General features: G+C 62.2%; 26 protein-coding genes. 8 read left to right on the top strand and 18 right to left on the bottom strand.

Going from position 1 to position 24,139, the window contains the following annotated elements:
* Nucleotides 1-6: 6 nt before the first annotated feature.
* Nucleotides 7-3,141 carry a CusA/CzcA family heavy metal efflux RND transporter gene (locus AC56LR_RS09005; RefSeq protein WP_497129644.1) on the top strand — a complete coding sequence of 1,045 codons (3,135 nt, stop codon included), beginning with the start codon at nucleotides 7-9 and terminating at the stop codon, nucleotides 3,139-3,141.
* 422 nt (nucleotides 3,142-3,563) lie between these two features.
* Here the strand turns inward: AC56LR_RS09005 and AC56LR_RS09000 are convergent, their stop codons facing one another.
* Complete coding sequence (locus AC56LR_RS09000; protein ID WP_497129642.1) at nucleotides 3,564-3,740, bottom strand: recombinase family protein; 177 nt, start codon at nucleotides 3,738-3,740, stop codon at nucleotides 3,564-3,566.
* A gap of 591 nt (nucleotides 3,741-4,331) precedes the next feature.
* On the opposite strand from AC56LR_RS09000, the gene AC56LR_RS08995 reads away from it, so the two are divergent.
* Complete coding sequence (locus tag AC56LR_RS08995; RefSeq protein ID WP_497129640.1) at nucleotides 4,332-4,700, top strand: helix-turn-helix domain-containing protein; 369 nt, start codon at nucleotides 4,332-4,334, stop codon at nucleotides 4,698-4,700.
* A gap of 630 nt (nucleotides 4,701-5,330) precedes the next feature.
* Here AC56LR_RS08995 and arsH read toward each other — a convergent pair.
* The 9 genes from arsH to AC56LR_RS08950 all read right to left on the bottom strand — a co-directional run bounded on the left by arsH (nucleotide 5,331) and on the right by AC56LR_RS08950 (nucleotide 9,466).
* Nucleotides 5,331-6,050, bottom strand: coding sequence for an arsenical resistance protein ArsH (gene arsH / locus AC56LR_RS08990; protein WP_497129638.1), 720 nt, complete (start codon nucleotides 6,048-6,050; stop codon nucleotides 5,331-5,333).
* Entirely contained in the window at nucleotides 6,043-6,780 is a 738-nt protein-coding gene (locus AC56LR_RS08985; protein ID WP_497129636.1) for an aquaporin, read from the bottom strand. Before AC56LR_RS08985 ends, arsH begins: the two co-directional genes overlap by 8 nt.
* 22 nt (nucleotides 6,781-6,802) lie before the next feature.
* Nucleotides 6,803-7,291 carry an arsenate reductase ArsC gene (locus AC56LR_RS08980; protein ID WP_497129634.1) on the bottom strand — a complete coding sequence of 163 codons (489 nt, stop codon included), beginning with the start codon at nucleotides 7,289-7,291 and terminating at the stop codon, nucleotides 6,803-6,805.
* A 33-nt stretch (nucleotides 7,292-7,324) separates the two neighbouring features.
* Nucleotides 7,325-7,669, bottom strand: coding sequence for an ArsR/SmtB family transcription factor (locus AC56LR_RS08975; protein ID WP_497129632.1), 345 nt, complete (start codon nucleotides 7,667-7,669; stop codon nucleotides 7,325-7,327).
* A 91-nt stretch (nucleotides 7,670-7,760) separates the two neighbouring features.
* On the bottom strand, nucleotides 7,761-8,270 hold the full coding sequence (locus tag AC56LR_RS08970) for an arsenate reductase ArsC (RefSeq protein ID WP_497129630.1): 510 nt from the start codon (nucleotides 8,268-8,270) through the stop codon (nucleotides 7,761-7,763).
* Nucleotides 8,271-8,280: 10 nt separating this feature from the next.
* Nucleotides 8,281-8,805 carry an arsenate reductase ArsC gene (locus AC56LR_RS08965; RefSeq protein ID WP_497129628.1) on the bottom strand — a complete coding sequence of 175 codons (525 nt, stop codon included), beginning with the start codon at nucleotides 8,803-8,805 and terminating at the stop codon, nucleotides 8,281-8,283.
* Between the two features lie 168 nt (nucleotides 8,806-8,973).
* The gene (locus tag AC56LR_RS08960; RefSeq protein ID WP_497129626.1) at nucleotides 8,974-9,120 is read right to left on the bottom strand and encodes a recombinase family protein; all 147 of its coding nucleotides are present in this window, start codon (nucleotides 9,118-9,120) and stop codon (nucleotides 8,974-8,976) included.
* Nucleotides 9,111-9,269 (bottom strand): hypothetical protein, encoded by a 159-nt coding sequence (locus AC56LR_RS08955; RefSeq protein ID WP_497129709.1) that lies wholly within the window; start codon nucleotides 9,267-9,269, stop codon nucleotides 9,111-9,113. The genes AC56LR_RS08960 and AC56LR_RS08955 overlap by 10 nt, the downstream gene beginning before the upstream one ends.
* On the bottom strand, nucleotides 9,269-9,466 hold the full coding sequence (locus AC56LR_RS08950; protein WP_497129624.1) for a recombinase family protein: 198 nt from the start codon (nucleotides 9,464-9,466) through the stop codon (nucleotides 9,269-9,271). Before AC56LR_RS08950 ends, AC56LR_RS08955 begins: the two co-directional genes overlap by 1 nt.
* A 548-nt stretch (nucleotides 9,467-10,014) precedes the next feature.
* Between AC56LR_RS08950 and AC56LR_RS08945 the strand changes: the two genes are divergently transcribed.
* Nucleotides 10,015-10,410: a helix-turn-helix domain-containing protein gene (locus tag AC56LR_RS08945; RefSeq protein ID WP_497129622.1), complete on the top strand. Its 396-nt coding sequence runs from the start codon at nucleotides 10,015-10,017 to the stop codon at nucleotides 10,408-10,410.
* Nucleotides 10,411-10,495: 85 nt separating this feature from the next.
* On the opposite strand, the gene AC56LR_RS08940 is transcribed toward AC56LR_RS08945, so the two are convergent.
* From AC56LR_RS08940 to AC56LR_RS08905, 8 genes are all read right to left on the bottom strand, one after another.
* Nucleotides 10,496-11,716: a ParB/RepB/Spo0J family partition protein gene (locus AC56LR_RS08940; protein WP_497129620.1), complete on the bottom strand. Its 1,221-nt coding sequence runs from the start codon at nucleotides 11,714-11,716 to the stop codon at nucleotides 10,496-10,498.
* 340 nt (nucleotides 11,717-12,056) lie between these two features.
* The gene (locus AC56LR_RS08935) at nucleotides 12,057-12,506 is read right to left on the bottom strand and encodes a hypothetical protein (RefSeq protein ID WP_497129618.1); all 450 of its coding nucleotides are present in this window, start codon (nucleotides 12,504-12,506) and stop codon (nucleotides 12,057-12,059) included.
* Nucleotides 12,493-12,702 carry a Lar family restriction alleviation protein gene (locus AC56LR_RS08930; RefSeq protein WP_497129616.1) on the bottom strand — a complete coding sequence of 70 codons (210 nt, stop codon included), beginning with the start codon at nucleotides 12,700-12,702 and terminating at the stop codon, nucleotides 12,493-12,495. The genes AC56LR_RS08935 and AC56LR_RS08930 overlap by 14 nt, the downstream gene beginning before the upstream one ends.
* A 4-nt stretch (nucleotides 12,703-12,706) precedes the next feature.
* The gene (locus AC56LR_RS08925; protein WP_497129614.1) at nucleotides 12,707-13,699 is read right to left on the bottom strand and encodes a hypothetical protein; all 993 of its coding nucleotides are present in this window, start codon (nucleotides 13,697-13,699) and stop codon (nucleotides 12,707-12,709) included.
* Nucleotides 13,692-13,868: a hypothetical protein gene (locus AC56LR_RS08920; protein ID WP_497129612.1), complete on the bottom strand. Its 177-nt coding sequence runs from the start codon at nucleotides 13,866-13,868 to the stop codon at nucleotides 13,692-13,694. The genes AC56LR_RS08925 and AC56LR_RS08920 overlap by 8 nt, the downstream gene beginning before the upstream one ends.
* Complete coding sequence (locus AC56LR_RS08915; RefSeq protein ID WP_497129610.1) at nucleotides 13,868-14,125, bottom strand: helix-turn-helix domain-containing protein; 258 nt, start codon at nucleotides 14,123-14,125, stop codon at nucleotides 13,868-13,870. The genes AC56LR_RS08920 and AC56LR_RS08915 overlap by 1 nt, the downstream gene beginning before the upstream one ends.
* 95 nt (nucleotides 14,126-14,220) lie before the next feature.
* Nucleotides 14,221-14,784: a hypothetical protein gene (locus AC56LR_RS08910; protein ID WP_497129608.1), complete on the bottom strand. Its 564-nt coding sequence runs from the start codon at nucleotides 14,782-14,784 to the stop codon at nucleotides 14,221-14,223.
* 49 nt (nucleotides 14,785-14,833) lie between these two features.
* Complete coding sequence (locus AC56LR_RS08905) at nucleotides 14,834-16,108, bottom strand: tyrosine-type recombinase/integrase (protein WP_497129606.1); 1,275 nt, start codon at nucleotides 16,106-16,108, stop codon at nucleotides 14,834-14,836.
* A 535-nt stretch (nucleotides 16,109-16,643) separates the two neighbouring features.
* Between AC56LR_RS08905 and AC56LR_RS08900 the strand changes: the two genes are divergently transcribed.
* The 5 genes from AC56LR_RS08900 (at nucleotide 16,644) to prsR (ending at nucleotide 24,044) form a co-directional block, all read left to right on the top strand.
* Nucleotides 16,644-17,933, top strand: a complete 1,290-nt coding sequence (locus tag AC56LR_RS08900; RefSeq protein WP_497129604.1) for a nucleotide sugar dehydrogenase — start codon at nucleotides 16,644-16,646, stop codon at nucleotides 17,931-17,933.
* Between the two features lie 71 nt (nucleotides 17,934-18,004).
* Nucleotides 18,005-19,066 carry an SDR family oxidoreductase gene (locus AC56LR_RS08895; protein WP_497129602.1) on the top strand — a complete coding sequence of 354 codons (1,062 nt, stop codon included), beginning with the start codon at nucleotides 18,005-18,007 and terminating at the stop codon, nucleotides 19,064-19,066.
* A gap of 17 nt (nucleotides 19,067-19,083) precedes the next feature.
* On the top strand, nucleotides 19,084-20,487 hold the full coding sequence (locus tag AC56LR_RS08890; protein WP_497129600.1) for a TIGR03013 family XrtA/PEP-CTERM system glycosyltransferase: 1,404 nt from the start codon (nucleotides 19,084-19,086) through the stop codon (nucleotides 20,485-20,487).
* An 88-nt stretch (nucleotides 20,488-20,575) separates the two neighbouring features.
* Nucleotides 20,576-22,669: an XrtA/PEP-CTERM system histidine kinase PrsK gene (gene prsK, locus AC56LR_RS08885; protein WP_497129598.1), complete on the top strand. Its 2,094-nt coding sequence runs from the start codon at nucleotides 20,576-20,578 to the stop codon at nucleotides 22,667-22,669.
* Nucleotides 22,670-22,682: 13 nt separating this feature from the next.
* Nucleotides 22,683-24,044 carry a PEP-CTERM-box response regulator transcription factor gene (gene prsR, locus AC56LR_RS08880; RefSeq protein WP_497129596.1) on the top strand — a complete coding sequence of 454 codons (1,362 nt, stop codon included), beginning with the start codon at nucleotides 22,683-22,685 and terminating at the stop codon, nucleotides 24,042-24,044.
* The last annotated feature ends 95 nt before the right edge of the window (nucleotides 24,045-24,139 follow it).

The following is a 24,139-nucleotide window of genomic DNA, read 5'->3' as shown; positions in this document are numbered from 1 at the left end:
CCGACCATGTTCAATCGAATCATTCGCGCTTCCATCGAGCACCGCTGGCTTGTCATGTTCCTCGTGTTCCTCATGGCAGCGGCAGGCGTGTACAACTACCATCGGCTGCCCATCGATGCGGTACCCGATGTCACCAACGTCCAGGTGCAGATCAACACTTCTGTGCCCGGCTATTCGCCCCTGGAGACCGAACAGCGCATCACGTTCCCGATCGAGTCTTTGATGTCCGGGCTGCCCCGGCTCGAAGAATTCCGCTCTCTATCCCGCTACGGCCTGTCACAGGTCACCGTGGTCTTCAAGGACGGCACCGACATTCACTTCGCCCGCCAGCTGGTCAGCCAGCGGCTACAGGATGCGCGCGAGCAGTTGCCACAGGGCATTGTTCCCGCGATGGGGCCGGTCGCAACAGGCCTCAGCGAGATCTATCTCTGGACCGTTGAAACCATCCCCGGCGCCCGAAAGCCCGACGGAACGCCGTACACCCCGACCGACTTGCGTGAGGTCCAGGACTGGATCATCAAGCCGCAGTTGCGCAACGTGCCCGGCGTCACGGAGATCAACTCCATCGGAGGCTACAACAAGGAGTTCTTGGTGGCCCCCGACCCGAACGTCCTGTCCTCGTATCGCCTGAGCCTCGCCGACGTCGTGACGGCGCTGGAGAAGAACAACAGCAACGTCGGTGCTGGCTATATCGAACGGGAAGGCGAGCAGTATCTGATCCGCACCCCGGGACAGGTTGGATCGATCGAAGACATCGGCAACATCGTGGTGTCCAGTATTCAGGGCGCGCCAGTGCGCATCAAGGACGTGGCGCAGGTCTCGATCGGCCGCGAGCTGCGTACTGGTGCCGCCACGGAAAACGGACAGGAAGTCGTGCTGGGGACCGTGTTCATGCTCATTGGCGAGAACAGTCGGGCTGTATCAAGCGCGGTGGACAAGAAGATGGCCGAGATCAACCGCACACTGCCGGCTGGCGTCAAGGCGGTCACCGTCTATGACCGCACCGTCCTGGTCGAAAGGGCTATCAACACAGTCAAGAAGAACTTGCTCGAAGGCGCGGTGCTGGTGGTCGGGGTGCTCTTCCTCTTCTTGGGGAACTTCCGGGCCGCGCTCCTGACCGCCATGGTGATCCCGCTGTCGATGTTGTTCACGTTCTCCGGCATGGTGGCCAACAACGTCAGCGCAAACTTGCTCAGCCTGGGCGCGCTTGACTTCGGCATCATCGTCGATGGCGCTGTCGTGATCGTGGAGAACTGCGTACGGCGCCTTGCCCACGCGCAGGCGCGCCATGGGCGCCCGCTCACGATGCAGGAGCGCTACCACGAAGTGTTCCTCGCCGCGCAGGAAGCCCGTAGGCCATTGCTGTTCGGCCAGCTGATCATCATGATCGTCTACCTGCCGATCTTCGTGCTCACCGGGATCGAGGGCAAGATGTTCCACCCGATGGCGTTCACGGTCGTGATTGCCCTGCTGGGAGCGATGATCCTTTCGGTCACCTTCGTCCCTGCAGGCGTGGCCCTGTTCATGGGCAAAACCGTGTCGGAAAAGGAGAGCCGCCTGATGCACGGAGCGAAGCGGTACTACGAACCCTGCCTCCGGTACGTCATGGCGAACAAGCCTGTGGCGCTGACCTTCGCCGGCATCATGATCGCGCTGTCCGTACTGCTGGCCACCCGGCTGGGGACAGAATTCGTGCCTAACCTGAACGAAGGCGACTTCGCGGTGCTCACCGTGCGGGTCCCGGGAACCAGCCTGACCCAATCGGTCAAGATGCAGAAGCAGATCGAAACGACCCTCATGAACAAATTCCCGGAAATCGCCCGGGTGTTTGCCCGTACCGGCACGGCGGAGATTGCGTCGGATCCTATGCCGCCGAGCGTCTCGGATGGGTACATCATGCTCAAGCCAGAGAGCGAATGGCCAAGACCAAAGAAGACGCGCGATCAGCTGCTGGCAGCGATCCAGGAGACCGTCGAGGCCTTGCCGGGCAACAGCTACGAGTTCAGCCAGCCGATTCAGCTCAGGGTAAACGAACTTATCTCGGGCGTGCGCAGCGACGTCGCAGTCAAGGTCTTCGGGGACGATCTCGACATCCTCAACACAACGGCGGCGCGGATCGGCCAAGTACTGGAAAAGGTCCCTGGTGCGAGTGAAGTAGCGGTAGAGCAGACCACTGGCCTGCCGATGCTGCAGATTCACGTTGACCGGGAGCGGGCAGCCAGGATGGGCCTGAACATCGCGGACGTACAGAACCTGATCTCGACGGCGACCGCCGGCCGCGAGGCTGGGACCCTGTTCGAGGGCGACCGCCGGTTCGACATCGTCGTGCGACTACCCGAAGCCGTGCGCAGCGACATCGACGCTCTGCGGCGCCTGCCCGTTCCGCTGCCGACGACGGGCGCGAACGCCGCGCAACACTACGTCACGCTGGGGGAGATCGCTACCTTCGACACCGCGCCCGGTCCAAACCAGATGAGCCGGGAGCAGGGCAAGCGCCGCGTGGTGGTCACCGCCAATGTGCGAGGCCGCGACATCGGATCCTTCGTCAGTGAAGCCGAGCGCCGGATACAGGCCGAAGTGAAGGTGCCGGCCGGGTACTGGACGACGTGGGGTGGGCAGTTCGAGAACCTGCAGGCCGCGGCGAAGCGGCTACAGATAGTCATCCCGGCGTCATTGCTCCTCGTGTTCGCGCTCCTGTTTGTCATGTTCAATAACGTCAAGGATGGCTTGCTGGTCTTTACCGGCGTGCCGTTTGCGCTGACAGGCGGGATCTTCGCCCTCTGGTTGCGCGGGATCCCGATGTCGATCTCCGCTGCAGTCGGCTTCATCGCGTTGTCCGGTGTGGCCGTGCTCAATGGCCTGGTCATGATCTCCTTCATCAGGAGCTTGCGTGAGGGCGGCACAGGGCTTGCCGAAGCGGTGCACGAGGGGGCAATGACGCGTCTACGGCCGGTCCTGATGACGGCGTTGGTCGCATCGCTCGGCTTCGTGCCCATGGCGATCGCCACCGGGACCGGGGCCGAGGTGCAGCGACCGCTGGCCACTGTCGTGATCGGCGGAGTCCTGTCGTCGACCGTCCTGACGCTACTGTTGTTGCCGTTGATGTACTACATGGTGCACAGGAGGAGTGAACGGACCTGACCGTCCCAGCCACGGTGGCAGTGTGATCGCAGGACGAACACCCTGCCATCGAGGATCTGCTCACCGTCGTACGGGGACAGTTCGAGTTTTCAGCCGCGCAGCAGAACCTCGATCTGGCCAGTAATACCGTGACGGGGTCGTCCAGCAGCATCTGCACCGCACGACGCTTGTCGGCGTTGATGCGACGCAGGCGTGGGTGGCGTTCGCACTAGCCGCATACAGCATGGCGTCGCGCCAGGTCCCCTCGTGTACGACGACTGGGATGTCGAGCGCGTCGATGGCCACATGCGCGAGCATAGGCTAACTGAAAAGGCCAAACAGCCCCTCCAAGGCGCTCATGAGCGCGCTGTCCTGTCGAGAGTGTCACCATCGCCGCGCGCGCCTTGGGCGTCGTTCTACGCGGCCTTGCGAGCGTCTTGCCTTCAGCGCGTGTGCGTTCCAGTCCCGCCCCTAGTTCTCTTGAGACGCAGGTCAGGCTCCATTTCGGCGACAGCGGCCAACATCGTCAGCATCATGCGCTCGGCTGGCGAGATCAGGTCGAGCTGACCCAGTTGCAGGACGATCACCTTGACCTCCAGCTCGTTGAGGCGCCGTATCATCGCCAGTACGTCCACTGCGTCACGCCCGAGCAAGCTAAGCGTTGACCCCGGCGGGCCATACACGTTGGAGTCAACGCTTGGTCAGCTCGCGCAGCGTGTCCCTGTCCTCGTTCAGGGACGGTCTTTGCCCTTCGTCTGAATCCGGCGGATTTTCGAGCGGTTCGAGACATCCTGATCGCGGCGACGCTGGCTTTTCACCCGGGTTCCCCGCCTGCTCTGGCGGTGCTGCAGCGCGCTATGGCGGCGCCGTTCGCCACCTGGTCGCTGCCGTCGGGCGTGCCCGAGATCCGTGCCATGAACATCCGGTGAGATCAGGGCAGGTCGTGGCGCAGCCTCTCCCTGGCCAGCAGCATGACCGCAGCTCATCCTGCGCCCGTGCTGTGCCGGCTTCTTGGACCCGTCTTCAGGCTCTGGTGGGTTTCTTCGCGCGTCGTGCTGCCGCTCGCACCTCGGTGACGACGGCCATGAGCGCACGCCGGACCGAGATCGGCTTGGCCGAGAAGCCTTCAGGCGACCCGAACACATAGTCCGGGCCGCGCCTGTGGGTCCTCTGGTAGGCTTCCATGTCGTCATAACTTCAAGGTGCAGCCTATGACCAAATATGTTGCGAGAAGGATAAAAGAAAGGATGAAGGCCATCGGCATGACCCAAGCTTGGCTGGCTGAGAAGGTGGGGGTATCGATCGCCGCCGTCTCGAAGTGGACGACGGACGGGAAGGTTGCGCGCGACAACGTGCCGCGAGTCGCAGAGGCACTGGGCCTTACCACTGACCAGCTTCTGGGAACAGATCCTCCGGCTTACACCGAGGCTACCTGGTCTGAATGGGTGAGCGCAGACGAAAAGGAAATGCTGGAACTGTACCGCCTGTGCAGTCAGGAAGGTCGCCTAATGCTGAAAGGTGCCGCCCGCGAGGGGAGCAAGGCGACGGCGACCAGTAGCGCGCTCGCCCCCTCCTTTTAGCAGCCCAGGCCTGTTCAAGGTGTGCTGCGTCTGTTGTACCTCGGCACCGAGGACTAGGAGCGTGCAGGCCTAAGGTTGTCTTGTAGGTGCTGCAGCAGGAGATTGCGTTGCTTTCGGCCGTCGTTCGCCAGAAACGTGAGCAGCTTGGCTGGCGGCGGCATGGGCTGGCCATCGTGCCAATGCGCCAACGTGACTTGGTCGTCAGCGCCCGGATGAGGTTGCCTTCGAGGTCGTAGCTGTCGTCATCGGCAAGGTGCCCTCCGCCGGCGCCGAGCACCATGCGGATCGGCTGCGCGGCCGGGTTACGACCGGCCCTGCTAAGTCTTGTTCGCAGCGCGCCACGCGCGCCGCACCTCTTTGGTGATCTCCAGCAAAGCCTGGGTCACCGAGCTGCTTTTGAACGCATTGCGCGATGAAACTGCCTTGCTAGCAGTGGTGCGTGGGCCAGTTGAGCGCTCCCATGGGCGCCACTCGCGGATCGCTGCGGCCTGCCGTGTCCGTCGTTCCTGGGACCACCCTCGAGAACCTGCGCTCATTAGTTCGTTCCTTAAAATCCGCTAGAAACCAGCGTGACTTCGTCATTTGCCCTTCAGGTCATTGGTCTGGAGGCACATGACACGTTGAAGGACCCTACAGCTTTTCGATCTGCCGGTCGATCGCCTTGCGCGCCCGCTCGTTGCGCTCGCTGTAGCGGTCGTTCAGGTACTCAGCGCGACCACGCAGCAGCAGAGTGAACTTGAACAGTTCTTCCATCACGTCGACCACGCGGTCGTAGTAGGCCGAGGGATGCATCCGCCCGGCATCGTCGAACTCCTTGTAGGCCATCGGCACCGACGACTGGTTCGGGATCGTGAACATCCGCATCCAGCGGCCCAGCAGGCGCAGTGTGTTGACCACGTTGAAGGACTGCGAGCCGCCGCACACCTGCATCACCGCCAGCGTCCGGCCCTGGCTCGGCCGAACGGCACCCTGTTCCAGCGGGATCCAGTCGATCTGGTTCTTTATCACGGCCGTGATCGCGCCGTGGCGTTCAGGGCTGCACCACACCTGGCCCTCGGACCACAGGCACAGCTCACGCAGCTCGACCACCTTCGGATGCGTTTCGGGCACGCTGCCGACCATGGGCAACTCCATCGGGTCGAAGATCTTCACCTCGGCGCCGAAGTGTTCGAGGATTCGCGCCGCCTCGTACGTCAGGAAGCGGCTGAACGAGCGCTCGCGCAAGGAGCCGTACAGCATCAGGATGCGCGGCGGATGGTTCATGTCGCCGACGGGTTCGAGCTTCTCGATCGTCGGCAAGTCCAGCAGCTCCGGCTTGATGTTCGGGAGGTTGTGCTGCGGCTCAGCCATGCTTGACCTCCTGCGGCTGTCCGGCGCCGGCGAAGTCGCTTTGCGCGACCGTGCCAGCTACCGTCGCCTCCCGATGTGCTGCCGGGTAGAGCCAGCAGAACAGCGGCGTCGCGGCGGCGGCGCCCAGCAGCTGCGCCACGATGAAGCCGAATGCATCGGCGGGGCGGATGCCGGCGAAGGTATCGGTGGCGCTGCGCGCCAGGGTTACCGCCGGGTTGGCGAACGAGGTCGAGGAAGTAAACCAGTAGGCGGCTGTGATGTAGGCCGCGACCGCGAACGGCGTCACACTCGGCCGGCTGCGCGAGCAGCCGATGATGACGGCGATGAGGCCGAAGGTGGCGACGAATTCGCTCCACCACTGCGCGGTGCCGGTGCGCACGTGCTCGGACGCGACGAACACGGGGATGTCGAACATCAGGTGCGCGGCAGCCACGCCGGCAAAGGCGCCCGCGACCTGCACGGCGATGTAGGGGAGGATCTCGGACGCCGGCAGGTTCTTCTGCCACGCTTCCGACAGCGTGACGACCGGGTTGAAGTGCGCGCCCGAAATCGTCCCGAACATGAGGATCAAGGCCACCAGGCCGGCGCCGGTCGCTATCGCGTTGGCCAGCAGGGCGATGGCCACGTTGCCGCCGGCTAGGCGCTCGGCCATGATGCCCGAACCCACGACCACGGCCAGAAGTAGGGCAGTGCCGAGGCCTTCGGCGACGATTCGTCTGGCAAATGTCATTATGCAACTCCTTTGTTCGACGTCAGGCCGTGACCGGCAGCAGGGTCCCGATGCGGTCCAGTTCCGCCTTCAGGCGCGCCTTGTCGTTCTTCAGCTCGTCGAGGGGGAGGGCCAGGAAGGCTTCGATACGCGCACGGAGGATCGCGTAGGCCGTCTCGAAGGCGGCGTTGATTTCCTCCTCGGTGCCGACCACGTGACTCGGGTCTTCCACGCCCCAGTGCGTGCGCAGCACCGGGCCGAGGTAGGCTGGACAGGTTTCGCCGGCGGCGCTGGCGCAGACGGTGACCACGATGTCCGGCGTCACGGGCAGGTCGTCCCATGATTTGCTGTAGTAACCCTCGGTGGAAATCCCCTTGCTGGCAAGCAGGGCTAGCGCCTTGTCATTCAGTTTGCCTGTGGGCTGGCTGCCCGCGCTGATGCCATGCCAGCCGGCGGACGCCAAGTGGTTGAAGACGGCTTCGCTGATGAGCGAGCGGCAGGAGTTGCCAGTACAAAGAAACAAGACGTTCATGGTAGACCTTTATTTCAAAAAAATGGAAAAAAATCAGGCAGCGACGCCTGAGGCCTCGTCGTCGCAGCTTGTCACATCGTCGGGCAAGCAAGGATTGCCACCGCAGCAGTTCTCGCTCAGGAAGCCGAGCAAGCCGTTCATCGTGGCGAAGTTCGCCGAGTAGATGATGAAGCGACCGTCCTGACGCGGAACGACCAACTGGGCGTGGGCGAGTTCTTTGAGGTGAAACGAAAGCGATGAGGGCGGCACGTCGAGCGCGTCGGCGATTTTTGTCGCAGACATGCCCTCAGGCCCCGCCTGCACGAGCAGGCGGAAGGTGGCCAGACGTGACTCTTGGGCCAAGGCAGCCAGTGCTGCAAGTGCCGGTTTGGTATCCATAATGTCGCCTTTATGTTTGATGATTCCAGTATAGTGGAACTGACGTCCTCGTATCAAGGCTGATTGAGCTGGCTGGAACGCGGCAGCTGACTCAGGGCGCGAGCGATGCGATCGTCCGTACTGCTTCGCGCCGAACAGCATCACCCTCCATCCAGTCGAAGGGCAGCGCTATGAACTGCTCGACTCGCTTGCGGATCTGTATGAACACCTGACTAAAAGCTTCCTTCTTTTCCTGATCACTACCAATCACTTGTGCCGGGTCCATATAGCCCCAGTGCGCCGTCGTAGGGTAGCCCGGCCAGTGAGGACAGGTCTCGCCGGCCGCGCTGTTGCACACGGTAATGATGAAGTCCATGCGCGGCGCGCCAGGCGAGGAAAAGTCGAACCAGCTCTTGCTGTGCATCCCGTTGACAGGGAATGCGGGATCGAATTGCCTGATCTGCTCAATCGCGTACGGGTTCACAATGCCGGTGGGCCGGCTTCCCGCTGAGTACCCCTTGAACCGCCCCCTGCCCAGGATGCTCAAAAGCGCTTCTGACATGATGCTGCGCGAAGAGTTGCCCGTGCACAAAAACAGGACGTTGTACACCTTGCTTCTCATGTCGGACCCTTCAATGAGGTCTATCGACAAGGCGCAGGTTGGGCTGGGCCATTGCCTCTAGCTCCTCCTGAATCGCCAGGCGCGACAGTTTCTCGAAGGGCAGCATCGAGAAGATGTCCAGACGATTCTTGATTTCGCGGCAGACCTTTGCGAAGAGCTGCCGGTGAGCTTCCTCACTCCCTACAAACAAGGCGGGATCTTGGAAACTCCAATGCGCAGTGATTGGGTGGCCGGGCCAGCGCGGACAGGTTTCTCCTGCTGCGTTGTCGCACACCGTGATCACGAAGTCCATGTGAGGCGTGCCAGCGGACGCATACTCGTCCCAACTTTTGCTGCGCAAGCCGTCCGCCGAGAAGCGCAGTCGCTCGATCTGCTCGATCGCTAAGGGATGCACCGATCCTGTCGGGTGGCTGCCGGCACTGTAGGCATGGAAGCGCCCAGTGCCGGTCGCGTTGAGCACGGCCTCGGCAATGATGCTGCGAGAAGAATTTCCTGTGCAAAGAAACAGTACGTTGAAGATCTTGAGGTCAGTCACAGCACTCTCCGTTTAGACAAGGTTTGGTACGACACTTCTAAATATATCGAATTTTTTTGACAGTCTGATGACATGCCAGTATTCTTTATTCGTCGAATAACGAATAAAAAAGACCAAATTCTCTGTTTGAGGCGGAAGATGAATCTGTTGAAGCGACGTTACCTTGACTCATTCGTTAGTCGACGAAAATCGAAAAGCATGCGCAAGTCGATCGGACTTGCCTTTGGACTGGGCGCGCTTCAACCCGGCCTTGGTCCGCTCGACCAGTAAGTCAAGCTCCATCTCGGCCACGGCCGCCAACATCGTCAGCAGCATGCATCCGGCCGCCGAAGTGAGGTCGAGCTTGAAGTGAGGTCGAGCTTGCCCAGCTGTAGCACGATCACCTTGACCTGCATCTCGCCGAGTCGCCGGATCGTTGCCAGGACGTCGACTGCGTTACGCCCAAGCCGGTCCAGCTTTGACACTACCAACGTGTCGTCCTTGCGAGCTTGTCGATCAACCGGCTGAACTCGGCCCGCTGCGTCGCGTGCACGGCGCCGCTGACGGTGTCGGTGTCGGTGTACCAGTAGTCGAGCTGAACCCCTGCCTGCTCGATCTCAAACCGCTCGTTGTTGGTTCTCTGTTCCTGGATGCTGACTCGGCCATATCCGAAAGTCGCCATGATCTTGCTCCTGACCGTATGGACTAGTTCCAACATGTTAGAAGGGAAGGAGCTAGTTTGATCACAGGCAAGACAGGGTCATTGCTGGGTGTTGAAAAAGGTCGTTAAATGACACCCTCAGGTGTGGCAGCCGGCTTAACACTTCTAAGGGTTGTTCTTGTCAATTGGAAATGAGTACTCATGAGAGTACGCACCCCCACGCGGGCGCGGGCGAGAGAGAACATCGCGGCGGTCAATTACCTTTATGCACAGTCTTATTAACGAAATCTGTGGATGGATTGCTTAATGGACAACTATCAGAGTTGATAGGTGCGCAAGCTTGGCTTGGTCGAGCCAGCACACTCCGCGCGAAGTCCGCGCCCCTACAGCGGATTTTAAGAAAGTGGATGTGGATCAGTGTTAGCCAGCCCGCGCAGTAGGTACCTATCTTCGTCGATTATCTGAGTGGCCAAAGTCATCTGGCACCGGTTCACGCCCTCTGGCACATGACTGCTATAGTCGTGCCGGCAGTACCAACATTGATGTCGTCACGACTTTCAGGTGGTCACATGAACAGCGATATTGCAAACTTGATAAAGAGCAGACTGAAAGCCATCGGCCAGAGCCAAGCTTGGCTCGCCGAGCGGGTGGACGTGTCGATCGCGGCAGTCTCCAAGTGGACGACAAGTGGAAAGATCGCGCGCGACAATGTACCTGCGGTCGCAAAGGTGCTGGGACTGACTGCCGATCAGCTATTAGGGACGGACGCTACGCCTGCCGTGCTTGGAAAGGCTTGGCTTGAACAAGTAGATTCGGACGAGATGGAAATGCTGGAGCTGTATCGTCAATGCACTGAGGCGGGTCGGATGATGTTGAAAGGAGCTGCCCGCGTGGGCAGCGAGCGAAAGCACATGGCTCTCAAGCCGGTCCAAAGGACTAGTTTCAACGAAAAGACCGTTACCTGACCAAAGTCACGGCCTCAACAACATCACAGGTTCTCAGGGGCGCCTCACGTTAGTCGTCGGCCGAGGGCATGAGCTACAGCAGTGTCTACTTGTCTTGTCCCAAGCCTTGCGCACCGAGGTCGGCTTCGGCTGCCAAGCTTGCGGTCGTGGCGACGAGCACACGCACGCGGTCGACGATATTCTTCGCACCTGCAACGCCCAGTAGCTTGCCCAGCTCCGCGAACTGATCACCGAGGAATTGCAGGCGCTCATCTCGCGGGTTTTCTCGCTCTAACACCTCGTCGAGACGGTGTTCCAGCTCGACACGCACGGCGATCTCGCGCTGCAGCTCGGCATTGTGTTGGTCACACAATGCGGCGACTTGAGCAGTGAGTCGCTTGGTCTCTTCCTGAGCTTCGGCCAGCAGCTCATTGACGTTTGCGTTGAGGGCGACATCGACGCGCGACATCGATTCCAGCTTGCGCGCCTTCGAGATGGGGGGGTGATCGCCGTCGCTACGCGGTTTCTCCACTTCGCCGCCTTGCGACGACACGGACGCCGCTGGCGGTTGATGATCGGCGTCACGCTCGTCCGAACTCATGTCCGTCGACGCTGAGGGAGCGGCAGCGGAGGTTGGCTTGTCCTTGACCCTCTGCTGGTAGGTCTTACCGTTGCGGGTGACGGTGCGGGTCGGCGCGGCCGGGCTATCTGCATTATCCGTGCAGATAGCCTTGCGCACGTCGGCCACCAGGCTCGCGCCGACCTTGCAGTGGCGGGCAATCTCGCGGTCGCTTTTCTGGGTCAGCTTTGGGTTGGCCAACACCATTTGCACTGAGTTGCGTTTGTCAGCGTTGGTGCGGCGCAGACCGTGAGTATCGTTGGCGCCAGCAGCGTGCAGCAAGGCCTCGTCGAGGGTGCCGTCACGGACGCAGGCCAAGATGTCCGTGCTGCCGATCAGGCGGTGTGCGAAGAAGCGATGGAAGCCGTCTGCGAGCCAGTAAGCATCCACCTCTTTCTCGTGGTAAAGCAGAACTGGCGGCAGCTTGGCACCGTCGCGCAAAGCCTCGGCATAGTCTTCAACGATGGCGTCATCAATCTGCAGGCGGGTCTGGGTCCCACCGTCGATGCGCACGTCGCTCATGGGGAAGAACTCGGGACGGTACTTCTCTGCTGCGTCGCTCGCCTTCTCGTGCCGTGCGAAATCCTTTGCGACAGCGTCGGGCGTTTCATGACCCGGCTGTGCCAGTGCCGCCACTGCTTCGGTGACGATGCTAGCTGCTGTGGTCAGGGAATGAAGAGAGATGTTTCCGGTCAGGTGGGTCATCATTGCTTCTCCTTGTTCAGATGATGCTGCGATGTTGTTGGGTTGTGTTGCTGCTGCGGACAGCCGCCAGATCGGCGGAATGGTGGGCGGTAGTGGCTTTGGCGTGCGGTGCGGCCCGCATGTCTGCGCGTCGCCGACCCAACCAAGCCCGTCGCTTCCTACTGGTGCACCAAGTCCTGTGCTGGGCAGAGATGGCAACCTCTAAAACATGTACGAAAATCGTACCGATCGAAAAATCGCCGTTTCCCTATGAGCCGTGGTTCAATTTCCGTACCGATTGAACAGCTATTCCACCTGCTATCGGTACGAAAACCGGACCATGTAGCCCCCGATTTCCGTCCGATCAGTACGCTTTTCGTACCTCACGAACTGCCGGCTTTACCCGTCCTTCATTCGGGTCCTGCCTGGCAGCGCTGAAGAACTTTAGGTGGTGAAAGGCGCGAGGATCGATGTCCATCGACTTCTCGTAATCGAGTTCCCACCAGGTAAAGGCGACCCATTCCGCAGTGCGCGGGGGATGCCCGATGCGGGTCTGCACCACGAAGGAGCAATCCAGCAGCGCCTTCTTGGCCCTGATCAGGGTCTCCTTCGACACCCAGCCGTACCTCTGCATGACCGGGAAGCCAGGGCACAGCCTGCCGTTGTTCTTGCCCGTGTACTGGCTCATCAGGTCGATGGCGAGTACACGGGCACTGTGCGGCAGGTTCAGCCACTCTTCTGAACGAACGACCTCGGTGGGGATGGCAACGAACGGGAACGACAGACCGCCCTTCCGGTAATTACTCTTGCTCATTACCCCTCCGGTTCCAGACCTTGACGGCCTTGGCGGCTTCGTCCATTGCCCAGGTCGTGGCACCGCACTCGTACTGGGTGCAGCGCACGCGCCACCAGGTCGGTGCCAGCGGCAGTGATGATAGGGTGGCTGGGCCCCCGCAGAACGGGCAGGGCCGCAGATTTATCGTGCTGGCACGATAGACGGATGCGCTCATGCGCTTAGTCCTCGCCGTAGTTTTCGTCGTCATCGGGTTCCCCGTCGGACTCATAGATCAGCGCGGCCAGCGAGTCCGGCGACAGCATGCCGAGCCGAAGCAGCCCGTCGCGTTCGGATTGCTCGGCGATCTTTGCAACTGCCAGTGCATTTGGTGGCAACAGGACCTCGATTTCTCTACGCAGCATGCGGCGCAGGATGCGCGCCGGCATCGCTTCGGCCTCGACAGTCACTGCGACATGGGCAGAGCGCTTGTCAGTCGCTTTGCGTGGCTTGGTTGGCAGGTTGTGGAGTGCGATCTGACGCTGGTTGACTGCGATGCGCTTGAAGTGCAGCGGGATGTCCGGGCGCAGGTGCAGTCGCAGTTCACGTTCGAGCGCGATGTCGATCAGTACGCCGGCCGGATCGTAATCGCCGATGTAGAAGATCGTCAGCGGGCGCAGGTCGTCGCTATGGTTGTGCATCTCGGCGGCCTCGTGAACGAACGACAGGCTGCTGAAGCCGCCGCATGGGTACAAGGCGACTGCAAGCTCGTGGCAGTCAGCCTGGACGACGCTGGCGATACTGCGGCTTTCGCACCAGACCTCGCAGCGGCCCTCGGCCTCCTTCCACAGGTCGGCGCGGTACAAGCCAGCCATGCGCAGCAGGAAGTTGTTCGCGTCCGAAAAGGTCGTGACGAAGTAGCCGCGGCGCGACATATCGGCGATCCAGCTATACGGCAGGCGGCCGCTACGGCGCAGCTTCACGCAGCGATCCTGTACGTGGCGGTAGCCGTTGTCCGATTTCTCGACCGGCTCGGGCAGACGCGGGTCGGTCATACGGTAGAACACGTGGCGCACCGACTGTGGATGATCTACTCTCAGCACGTCCAGGATCTGCTGGTCGAGCTGCTCGGTTTGCGCCTGGGTGCGGCGGTGGCGCTTTATCGTGCCAGCACGATAAGTACCGCCCACCATGGCGTTGGGTTCCCATGGCTGTTTCTTGGCGTGGTTATTCATCGCAGACCCCCGTCTTTTTTTCCTTGCGGGCGAGGAAGCGGTACAGCCCGTGCAGTTCGTCGAGGCACATGACGTGCACGTCGGCACCGATGCCGAGGCCGGAGTGGCGCGACAGGAGCATCGACAGCTCAGCGAGCCAGGGCTGGTCGTTGGCGGGTTGGGAAGTCATTATTCGACCTCCTGGATGGAACCGACACGGCGGGATTCCAAGAAGGAATCGAGGTCGTTCTTGCGGTAGCGGACGAGACGGCCGACTTTGAGGTAGGGGAGCGAATAGCGGCCCGTGCAGCGCCACACGGCCAAGGTGGCTGCTTCGACGCCAATGTATGCAGCGGCTTCGGCGGGCGTCATCAGCGCGGACGTCAGCGTGGGCGGTTGCAAAACAGAAGCAATCGCCGTAACGGCTTGCGGGAACTTCTTTTCCAAGGTCTTCTCCTGGTTGCGGAACCCGCCGCAGGATTGCTGCAGGTTACTTGACCGCGAGTAGACCTCGTATGCCTAGTGTTTTTAAGTGTTGCCGTTCAGTCGAAAACTGTCTTTTTCTTCTTGGAACGAGATACGATCGGCCGGCCCCGGCGCCGGCCACGGGGTATGACAATGTCGCCAAAGGCCACATTGTCCGTGCTGCCCCGGCGGATATCCGTCAGCCACTCGTTGTTTTCTTCATAAACGGCGATCACTGTGCGGCGAGGCACGCCTACTTCCTGTGCGACCATGTCGAACACGTCTTTCTCCCCGCGTGCGAAGCTGGCCCCCTCCTGGCGTCGCCGTAGCAGGTCAGCGAGGATCTGCGATTTGCACTTGTCCTGGTAATGCTTGTTGTAGCGCGCGTTACTGCTATCCGGCTTCCAGCCGAAGTACTTGTTCAGGTCGACAGGCTGGCCGATCTTGATTGCCGTCTCAATGCGCAGCAGTTCATCGACGGCCCAGTCTGGGATGACGGCTTGATAGCGTCCGCATAACAGCAGCGTTTTGAGCAGCCCCTGCAGATCGCCCTTTTGGAAGGCGCGCCTTTGGATCACGAGTGCGCGCAGAATCTCTCGATCGGACAGCAGGCATGGCTCGTCATTTTCGTTCTCCAGCATGTTTCTCCTTCGTCGTGGGTGTTGGTGGGGCGACGGCACCGCGTGCAGCTTAATCCGTAACCTGAGCGGCCTCGGAAGCCGGGGGAGAACCCAGCGCTGCCTCGAACAGCGCATCTGCGGCCTGCGCAACCGATGCGCGAACTGGTTCGGCGCTCAGGCGCGCATAGATCTGTGTTGCGGCAAGTGACTTGTGGCCGAGCGACTTGCCGATGATCACGAGCGAGGACCCGAGAATCGCCTGCCAGCTGCCCAGTGTGCGGCGCAGGTCGTGAATGCGCAGGTCGTCGATTCCGGCGGCGTCCAGGATTGTCCGAACGCCGCGTTTGGGCGACTCGAGGTGTCCCGAACGGCCGGTGCCAGGGAATACCCACGTGCCGCCAGCGGCCTGCCGTCCCTGCAGCACGGCCATTGCTTGGTCGCACAGCTGCACATCGACCGGCTCGTCGTTCTTCGTGTCCGGGATGCGCCACACGCGGCGGGTCATGTCGATGTCAACCCAGCGCATGGCGAGCACATTGCCGCGCCGCGCCCCCGTCAGGATCGACAGGAGGATGTAATCGCGGATCGTGATGTTTGTGGTCTGCGCAAGGGCAGTGAAGAGTTGCGGCAACTCGTCGCGGCCCACGAACCTGTCACGCGCCTTGATCCGCAGGATGCCGAATTCGGCAGCCGGGTTGTCGCCGCCGAACCGGCGCGCCTTGATGACGCAGTTGAAGACCACCCGCAGCAGCTTTAGCGCGTGGTTTGCGGCTGCGCGACCGGCGCCGCGCGCCAGCGAGGACTTTAGTTCGGCGACCTGGACCGGGGTAATGCTAGAAAGCTTGCGGTGTTCCCAGTTGACCGAACCCGGCGATTTTGTGCGCGGCTTGCCGTGTTTCTTTACTTGGGTCGGCGGCAGGGCGCCGAGGTAGCGCTCGAAGTTGGCGCGCATCGCATCGACAGTCTTGAGTCCTTCCGGGATGGCGCGATGCTCCACGTACCAGTTGAACGCCTGGCCGAGCGTCAACTCGGCACGGCGGTCGCGTTTGGCCTGGGCCGGGTCCCGTCCGAGGGCGATGTCGTTACGGATGGCAACAGCGCGGACCCGGGCTTGGTCGATTTTCAGGTCAGGATACAGTCCAATCGTGATGCGCAGCGGTCGGCCGTTGGGCACGCGCTTGAGCATGCAGAAAGTCTTGCGCCCGTTCGACGTTATGCGCAGCTGCAGGCCAGGTTCGCGGATATCATGATAGGTGGCGCGCGCTCCTGCCGGGGGCAGGGGGAGGCGATCAATGGCGGCTACCGTAAATACAATACGCTGCGAGGGTGAGCGCGGTGTTGGCATATTTCGGTCCTGGGCTACATTGGGGTTACGGAGGAGCGCAATGCCGGACAACTTTCGTACTCGTCCGTAAATCTCGGCCGCGCTATAAGATCATGATTTCATAGTAAATATAAAAGCAAGTCAAATTTGGTAAAACGTGGCAAACATGCTAGCCTTGTGCCTCCGAAGCCAAGGGTCGTGGGTTCGATCCCCGCCAGCCGCACCATCCCATTCATCTGCCTTCCCTGCCTGTCTCGGGTGTCGACGCATGCCGTTATCGGCCGGTGCGCGACGCTTGACGAAGTGCTATCGGTACGGCGCGCACGATTCATGCTTTCTTGGAACTTGTGTTTCAGAAAATGCTAATATCCCCAGACCGATACAGATGAGCTGGCTAAAGGCGTCTTACGCCAGTCATGTCATTTAGTTATCACTTCGAAGTCAATGTTGTTACCGTTAGACAAATTCTAAAGGTAAGTTGAGTGTACTTATCCATTCGTGCTACACTGAATGTTAGCATAATTGCAAAACTAAATTCTTGAGCGGAACGCGATCAATGAAAGCTGATGAAGTCGTCGCAGTGGTAGGGCTGGGTTACGTCGGGTTGCCCCTGGCTGTTGAATTTGGCAAGAAGGGGCGCACCATCGGTTTTGACCTGTCGCGTGCCAAGATCGAACGTTATCAACAGTTCGTGGACCCGACCGGCGAAGTCTCGTCGGACGCGCTGCGCGCTGCGAGCGGGCTCGAGGTCACCACCGACCCGGCCATGCTGGCGCAGGCCGACTATATCGTCGTGGCCGTGCCGACCCCGGTCGACATCGCGCACAATCCCGATTTCACGCCGCTGATCGGCGCCAGCAAGTCGGTCGGCAAGCACATGAAGCGCGGCGCCATCGTCGTCTATGAATCGACCGTCTATCCCGGCGCCACCGAAGAAGTGTGCATCCCGATCCTGGAACGCGAGTCGGGCCTGAAATGGAAGCAGGACTTCAACGTCGGCTTCTCGCCGGAGCGCATCAACCCGGGCGACAAGGAACACACCCTCACCACCATCCTGAAAGTGGTGTCGGGCGACGGCGACGAATCGCTCGAGCGCATCGCGAACCTGTACGAATCGGTGATCACCGCCGGCGTCTACCGCGCTTCCAGCATTAAAGTTGCCGAAGCCGCGAAAGTCATCGAGAACACCCAGCGCGACCTGAACATCGCGCTCATGAACGAACTGGCGATCATCTTCGACAAGATCGGCATCGACACCCTCGAGGTCTTGAAGGCAGCCGGCACCAAGTGGAACTTCCTGCCCTTCCGTCCGGGCCTGGTCGGCGGCCATTGCATCGGCGTCGATCCGTATTACCTGACCCACAAGGCCGAGATGGTCGGCTACCACCCGCAGGTGATCCTGGCGGGCCGCCGCATCAACGACGGCATGGCCAAGTTCGTGGCCGAGAAGACCGTCAAGTCGATGATCTCCTCTGGCTTCCACGTCAAGGGCTCGAAGGTCAACGTGATCGGCCTGACCTTCAAGGAAAACTGCCCGGACCTGCGCAACTCGAAAGTGGCCGACATCGTCCACGAACTCGAATCGTATGGCGTCGAGGTGCATGTGTTCGACCCGCAGGCCGATGCCGCCGAAGCGCAGCACGAGTACGGCATCAAGCTGGAAAGCTGGGACAGCCTGCCGAAGGCCGACGCCGTGATCATCGCCGTGCCGCACAAGGAAGTGCTGGCCCTGTCGCTGCCCGACTTCCAGTCCAAGCTCAACGAAGGCGGCTGCTTCATCGACGTCAAGTCGCAGTTCGAGCCGAACGCCTTCCAGGAAGCCGGCTACTGCGTCTGGCGCCTATAACATTCCGTGGCTGCGCGTGAGCGCGGCGACGTCGCCGGCAACGCCGGCGTGACCCTGAAAGTGTTTAGAAAGTGAACAAGTTCCAAGACGTCCAGCAGCACCTGCGGCAGCACCGCTACCACTGGCTCGTAACCGGTGCGGCCGGGTTCATCGGTTCGAACCTGGTCGAGGCGCTGTTGAAGCTCGGCCAGCAGGTCACCGGCCTGGACAACTTCGCGACCGGACACCGCCACAACCTCGACCTCGTGCGCGACGCCGTCGGCGCCGAGGCCTGGACCCGCTTTGCCTTCATCGAAGGCGACATCCGCAGCGAGGCCGATTGCGCCAGCGCCTGTGCCGGCGCCGATTTCGTGTTGCACCAGGCGGCACTGGGCTCGGTATCGCGCTCGATCGACAATCCGATCATGACCAACGAGGTCAACGTCACCGGCTTCCTGAACATGCTGGTGGCCGCGCGCGATGCGAAAGTGAAGCGCTTCGTCTACGCCGCGTCGAGCTCGACCTACGGCGACCATCCCGACCTGCCGAAGATCGAAGACCGCATCGGCAACCCGCTGTCGCCCTACGCCGTGACCAAGTACGTCAACGAGCTGTATGCCAACGTGTTCGGCCGCACGTACGGCACCGAATCGATCGGCCTGCGCTATTTCAACGTGTTCGGCCCGCGCCAGGATCCGAACGGCGCCTATGCCGCCGTGATCCCGCAATGGGTCGCGGCGCTGATCCGCAACGACGAGCTGCGCATCAACGGCGACGGCGAGACCAGCCGCGACTTCTGCTACATCGACAACGTGGTGCAGGCGAACATCCTGTCGGCGCTGTCGGGAAGCGAAGCCGCCAACCAGGTATTCAACATCGCGGTCGGCGACCAGACCAGCCTGAACCAGCTGTACGACACCATGCGCGGCCTGCTGCGGGAGCAGTTCCCGCACCTGGACGCGCACCGGCCGAGCTATGTGGAGTTCCGCCGCGGCGACGTGCGCCATTCGCTGGCCGACATCTCGAAGGCGGGAGCCCTGCTGGGCTACCAGCCCACGCACAGGATCGGCGAAGGCCTGCAGCAGGCGATGGCTTGGTATGTGCAACACCTCGCGCCATCTGAGAACAGCAATGCACAACCAAACAAGCAATAAAAATCGGGGAGGCTGCCGTGTTTAGGATCTCTAACCACTACGTGTCGAAGATCGTCTTTCTTCTGCTGTTCGTCGAAGTGATCGTACTGCTGGGGGCGGCCTACATCGGCTCGGCCCTGCGCATGCTCGAATTCGGCGACGCGGCGACGGCGGCCCACCTCGACCACTTCTTCACCTCGGCGGTTGCCTTCACCGTGGCGATCATCTTCAGCATGAGCGCCATGGGCATGTACCAGCTCGACTACGATGAAGGGCTGCGCCACCCGTTCTTCATGAAGCTGATGCCATCGTTCATGATGGCTTTCGCGATCCTGGCGCTGGTGTTCTACATGGCGCCGGAACTGTCCTTCGGACGCGGCACCATGGCCGTCGTGTTCATCCTGGGCGGCTTCGGGATCTTCCTGGCGCGGATGGCCTTCTTCAAGTCGTCCGAGGCGCGCATCCTGCAGTCGCGCATCATGTTCCTCGGCGGCGGCCCGCTGGCCAAGGAGTGCAGCGAGCTGGCGGCCAAGAATTCGAACTACCACCGCTACGACATCGCCGGCTTCATCCCGAGCCCGAGCGAAGAGCTGTGCATCCCGGCCGAGAACCTGCTGAAGGTGCGCGACGGCGACTCGCTGGTCTCGCTGGCACGCCAGCACAACGTGTCGGAAATCGTGGTCTCGGTGCAGAACCGCCGCGGCGGCTTCCCGATCAAGGAACTGCTCGACTGCAAGCTGCAAGGCATCCGCGTCACCGACGCCGCCACTTTCTTCGAGCGCGAAACCTGCCAGATCCGGGTCGACTCGCTGCAGCCTTCGTGGCTGGTGTTCGGCGGCGGCTTCGACCAGAGTTTCGTACGTACCTTCATGAAGCGCACCTTCGACCTGGTGTGCAGCCTGTTGATCCTTCTGATGGCTTTCCCGCTGATGCTGCTGGCGGCGGTGCTGGTCAAGCTCGAGGACGGCGGCCCGGTGTTCTATTCGCAGGAACGGGTCGGCAAGGATGGCAAGACCTTCCGCGTCCACAAGTTCCGCAGCATGCGCGCCGACGCCGAAAAAGGCGGCAAGCCGCAATGGGCGGCCCAGAACGACCCGCGCGTGACCCGCTTCGGCAACTTCATGCGCAAGACGCGCATCGACGAGCTGCCGCAGATCCTCAATGTGTTCAAGGGCGAGATGTCCTTCGTCGGCCCGCGTCCGGAGCGTCCTTACTTCGTCGAGCAGCTGATCGAAGTGGTCCCGTATTACAACGTGCGCCACAGCGTCAAGCCGGGCATCACCGGCTGGGCCCAGGTGCGCTACGGCTACGGCTCGTCGGCGGAAGACGCGCTGCAAAAGCTGCAGTACGACCTGTACTACGTGAAGAACAACAGCCTGTTCCTCGACGTCCTGATCCTGATTAACACCCTCAAGGTCGTCCTGTTCCGCAGCGGCCGCTGATTCGCCTGCACCCGGCGGGGCAACCCGCCGGGCGTCGCGCACGCGCCGTCCCACCTTCCTTCCTCCCCGCGCCGCCACCTTCCACGACATGGATGCCGTTCCCCTGACCAGCATCGCGGTTTACAGCTATGCGCTGGTCGCCGCCAGTTTCCTCGTGCTGGGCGCGCCGCTCGCGGTCCGCCAGCGGCGCCGCCACGACATCGTGCTCGGCCTGGCCTGCCTGTCGAGCGTGCTGTGGGGCGCGGCGCTGGCCTGGGAAGCTGCCTACGGCGTCATGTGGTCGCCCCTGACCGATTGCGCCGAACTGCTGCGCAACGCCGCCTGGTCGGTGTTCCTGATCGTGCTGCGCGGGCACTTCACCGAACCGGACAGCCGGATGCCCCTGCGCCTGCAGCCGCCCATCCTGTTCGGCGGCCTGGGCTACCTCGCCTGCCTCGGCGCGGCGATGGCGGGCTGGTGGGACCTGTCCGAGCTGGCGACGTCGGGCGCGGTATCGGTGGCCGCGCGCGTGGCGATGGCCGTCTCGGGCATGCTCCTGATCGAGCACGTCTACCGCAACCGCACGCTGCACGAACGCTGGGCCGTGAAATTCGCCTGCCTCGGCATCGGCGCCATGTTCGCCTACGACTTCTACCTGTACAGCAACGTGATGCTGTTCCGCGAGGTCGATCCCGACATCTGGGCCGCGCGCGGCGTCGTCAATGCCCTGACCGTGCCCCTGATCGCGATTTCGCTGGGGCGCAGCAAGCTGTGGTCCTCGCCGCTGGCGGTGTCGCGCCGCGCGATGTTCCACTCGGCCACCCTGTTCGGCTCGGCCCTCTACCTGCTGGCCATGGGCTCGGCCGGCTACTACCTGCGCTATTTCGGCGGCAGCTGGGGCACCGTGATGCAGGTGACCTTCCTGTTCGCGGCCCTGATCCTGCTGGCCGGGGTGCTGTTCTCGGGCAGCTTCCGGGCGCGCCTGAAGGTCTTCATCAGCAAGCACTTTTACCGCTACAACTACGATTACCGCGAAGAGTGGATGCGCTTTACGCGCACCCTGTCCAAGCCCGGTCCCGACCTGGGCGAGCGTGTCATCGAAGCCGTCGCGGCCCTGGTGGAAAGCCCCGCGGGCGCCTTGTGGCAGCGCGGCGAGTCAGGCCATTACGAACCGGCGGCCAACTGGCGCGGCCCGGCGGTGGCGGCCTCCGAGCCGGCCGATTCGGCCTTCTGCCAGTTCCTCGAATCGAGCCAGTGGGTGGTCGACCTGCACGAATACGCCCACACCCCGGGCAAGTACGATGCGCTGGTGCTGCCGGAATGGCTGGGCAGCTATCCGCGCGCCTGGCTGGTGGTGCCGCTGATCCTGCACGCGCGCCTGTTCGGCTTCGTGCTGCTGCAGAATCCGCGCAGCCCGGTCAAGCTGAACTGGGAAGTCATCGACGTGCTCGAGATCGCGGGCAGCCAGGCCGCCAGCCAGCTGGCGCAGCAGGACGCCGCCCATGCCCTGATGGTGGCGCGCCAGTTCGAGTCCTTCAACCGGATGTCCACCTTCGTCGTGCACGACCTGAAGAACCTGGTGCTGCAGCTGTCGCTGATGAACGCCAACGCCGCCAGGCACAAGGACAATCCCGAATTCCAGGCCGACATGCTCGAAACGGTCGACTATTCGGTGCAGAAGATGAAGATCATGCTGCAGAAGCTCAGCCGCATCGAAAACCACGAGCAGCCGCTGGCGCTGTCGGTCGACCAGGTGGTGCGCCAGGCGGTCGCGCTCAAGGCCGCCTTCGAGCCGCGCCCGCAGCTGGCGGTCGAAGATCCGCTGCTGCGCGTGCTGGCCGACCGCGAGCGCCTCGAGCGCGTGGTGGGTCATTTGATCCAGAACGCGATCGAAGCGACCCCGCGCACCGGCAGCGTGAAGATCCGCCTGGCGCGCGAAGCGGCCAGCGCCGTGATCGAGATCGCCGATACCGGCGAAGGCATGAGCGAAGACTTCATCCGCGAGCGCCTGTTCAAGCCCTTCGACTCGACCAAGTCGGCGGGCATGGGCATCGGGGTGTTCGAAAGCCGTGAATACATCAATGAACTGGGCGGCAGCCTGGAGGTGAGCAGCAGGCCGGGCGCCGGCACCACCTTCCGTGTCCTGCTGCCGCTCCATCAACAAGAAGTGCCGGCGGAGCAGAATGCTTCGCGCGCCGCATGACCCGAGGAAGAACGTGACCCAGACCAAACCGAAACTGCTGATCATCGAAGACGATCCCGGCCTGCAAAAGCAGCTGCGCTGGAGCCTCGATGCCTATGATGTGGTGGTAGCCGGCGACCGCGAGGCGGCGCTGGCCCAGATCCGGCGCCATGAGCCGGCGGTATGCACCATGGACCTCGGGCTGCCGCCCGATCCGGACGGCTCGACCGAAGGGCTGGCGACGCTGCAGCAGATCCTGGCGCTGGCGCCGGACACCCGCGTCATCGTCCTGACCGGCAACCAGGACCACACCAATGCGGTCAAGGCGATCGGCATGGGCGCCTACGACTTCCACCAGAAGCCGTGCGACCCGGAAGTGCTCAACCTGGTGATCCAGCGCGCCTTCTTCCTGAACAACCTGCAGATGGAAAACCGCCGCATGCAGCAGTCGCAGGCCGACTCGCCCATGTCCGGGGTGATCTCGCGCGACCCGGGCATGCTCAAGGTCTGCCGCAACATCGAAAAGGTGGCGCCTACCTCGGCTTCGGTGATGCTGCTGGGCGAGTCGGGCACCGGCAAGGAAGTGCTGGCGCGCGCGCTGCACCAGCTCTCGCCGCGCGCCAAGGAACGCTTCATGGCGATCAACTGCGCGGCGATTCCGGAAAACCTGCTCGAGAGCGAGTTGTTCGGCTACGAAAAGGGCGCCTTCACCGGCGCGGCCAAGCAGACCAAGGGCAAGGTCGAGCTGGCGCACGGCGGCACCTTCTTCCTCGACGAAGTGGGTGATTTGCCGATGCCGCTGCAGGCCAAGCTGCTGCGCTTTTTGCAGGAGCGCGTGATCGAGCGCATCGGCGGCCACGAGGAGATTCCCGTGGACGTGCGCATCGTCTGCGCAACCCACCAGAAGCTCAAGGAATTGTGTGCCCAGGGCCGCTTCCGCGAAGACTTGTATTACCGCCTGTCCGAGATCGTGGTGACGATCCCGCCGCTGCGCCAGCGCGACGGCGATGCCGCCTTGCTGGCCCACCATTTCAAGAACAAGTTCTGCGCGGCCGAGTCGCGCCCTTCGCTGCACTTCGCACCGGATGCGATCGCGGCGATCGAAAGCTATGCCTGGCCGGGTAACGTGCGCGAGATGGAGAACTACATCAAGCGCGCGGTCATCATGGCCGACGGGAACACCATCGTCGCCGACGACCTCGGGCTGCCGGGCGAGGGCGCGGAAGAAGAGCCGATCAACCTGCGCCAGGTGCGCGACGAGGCCGAGTACAAGGCCATCGTCAAGGCGCTGGCCCGGGTGGACGGCAATATCGTCAAGGCCTCCGAGGTGCTGGGCGTGAGCCGCCCGACCCTGTACGACCTGATGGGCAGGCACGGCATCAAGACCGGCGCCTGACCAGGGCCCGTGTAGGGTGGTCGGCTCCGCCGACCGCGCGTTCAACCGGGTCGTGCGTCGCCACGGTGCATGTGAGCGTTGAACGCGCGGTCGGG

This window comes from Telluria sp. ZT3P39 (assembly GCF_059685935.1).
Note: the sequence above shows the minus strand (reverse complement) of the source record. Positions and strands in the feature narration are given on the sequence as shown.

What these genes read in the sequence shown, in the direction of transcription:
- AC56LR_RS09005 (WP_497129644.1), top strand. Translation starts at nt 7, where the DNA reads ATGTTCAATCGAATCATTCGCGCTTCCATCGAGCACCGCTGGCTTGTC.
- AC56LR_RS09000 (WP_497129642.1), bottom strand. Translation starts at nt 3,740, where the DNA reads ATGATACGGCGCCTCAACGAGCTGGAGGTCAAGGTGATCGTCCTGCAA.
- AC56LR_RS08995 (WP_497129640.1), top strand. Translation starts at nt 4,332, where the DNA reads ATGACCAAATATGTTGCGAGAAGGATAAAAGAAAGGATGAAGGCCATC.
- arsH (WP_497129638.1), bottom strand. Translation starts at nt 6,050, where the DNA reads ATGGCTGAGCCGCAGCACAACCTCCCGAACATCAAGCCGGAGCTGCTG.
- AC56LR_RS08985 (WP_497129636.1), bottom strand. Translation starts at nt 6,780, where the DNA reads ATGACATTTGCCAGACGAATCGTCGCCGAAGGCCTCGGCACTGCCCTA.
- AC56LR_RS08980 (WP_497129634.1), bottom strand. Translation starts at nt 7,291, where the DNA reads ATGAACGTCTTGTTTCTTTGTACTGGCAACTCCTGCCGCTCGCTCATC.
- AC56LR_RS08975 (WP_497129632.1), bottom strand. Translation starts at nt 7,669, where the DNA reads ATGGATACCAAACCGGCACTTGCAGCACTGGCTGCCTTGGCCCAAGAG.
- AC56LR_RS08970 (WP_497129630.1), bottom strand. Translation starts at nt 8,270, where the DNA reads ATGAGAAGCAAGGTGTACAACGTCCTGTTTTTGTGCACGGGCAACTCT.
- AC56LR_RS08960 (WP_497129626.1), bottom strand. Translation starts at nt 9,120, where the DNA reads ATGCTGCTGACGATGTTGGCGGCCGTGGCCGAGATGGAGCTTGACTTA.
- AC56LR_RS08950 (WP_497129624.1), bottom strand. Translation starts at nt 9,466, where the DNA reads ATGGCGACTTTCGGATATGGCCGAGTCAGCATCCAGGAACAGAGAACC.
- AC56LR_RS08945 (WP_497129622.1), top strand. Translation starts at nt 10,015, where the DNA reads ATGAACAGCGATATTGCAAACTTGATAAAGAGCAGACTGAAAGCCATC.
- AC56LR_RS08940 (WP_497129620.1), bottom strand. Translation starts at nt 11,716, where the DNA reads ATGATGACCCACCTGACCGGAAACATCTCTCTTCATTCCCTGACCACA.
- AC56LR_RS08935 (WP_497129618.1), bottom strand. Translation starts at nt 12,506, where the DNA reads ATGAGCAAGAGTAATTACCGGAAGGGCGGTCTGTCGTTCCCGTTCGTT.
- AC56LR_RS08930 (WP_497129616.1), bottom strand. Translation starts at nt 12,702, where the DNA reads ATGAGCGCATCCGTCTATCGTGCCAGCACGATAAATCTGCGGCCCTGC.
- AC56LR_RS08925 (WP_497129614.1), bottom strand. Translation starts at nt 13,699, where the DNA reads ATGAATAACCACGCCAAGAAACAGCCATGGGAACCCAACGCCATGGTG.
- AC56LR_RS08920 (WP_497129612.1), bottom strand. Translation starts at nt 13,868, where the DNA reads ATGACTTCCCAACCCGCCAACGACCAGCCCTGGCTCGCTGAGCTGTCG.
- AC56LR_RS08910 (WP_497129608.1), bottom strand. Translation starts at nt 14,784, where the DNA reads ATGCTGGAGAACGAAAATGACGAGCCATGCCTGCTGTCCGATCGAGAG.
- AC56LR_RS08905 (WP_497129606.1), bottom strand. Translation starts at nt 16,108, where the DNA reads ATGCCAACACCGCGCTCACCCTCGCAGCGTATTGTATTTACGGTAGCC.
- AC56LR_RS08900 (WP_497129604.1), top strand. Translation starts at nt 16,644, where the DNA reads ATGAAAGCTGATGAAGTCGTCGCAGTGGTAGGGCTGGGTTACGTCGGG.
- prsK (WP_497129598.1), top strand. Translation starts at nt 20,576, where the DNA reads ATGGATGCCGTTCCCCTGACCAGCATCGCGGTTTACAGCTATGCGCTG.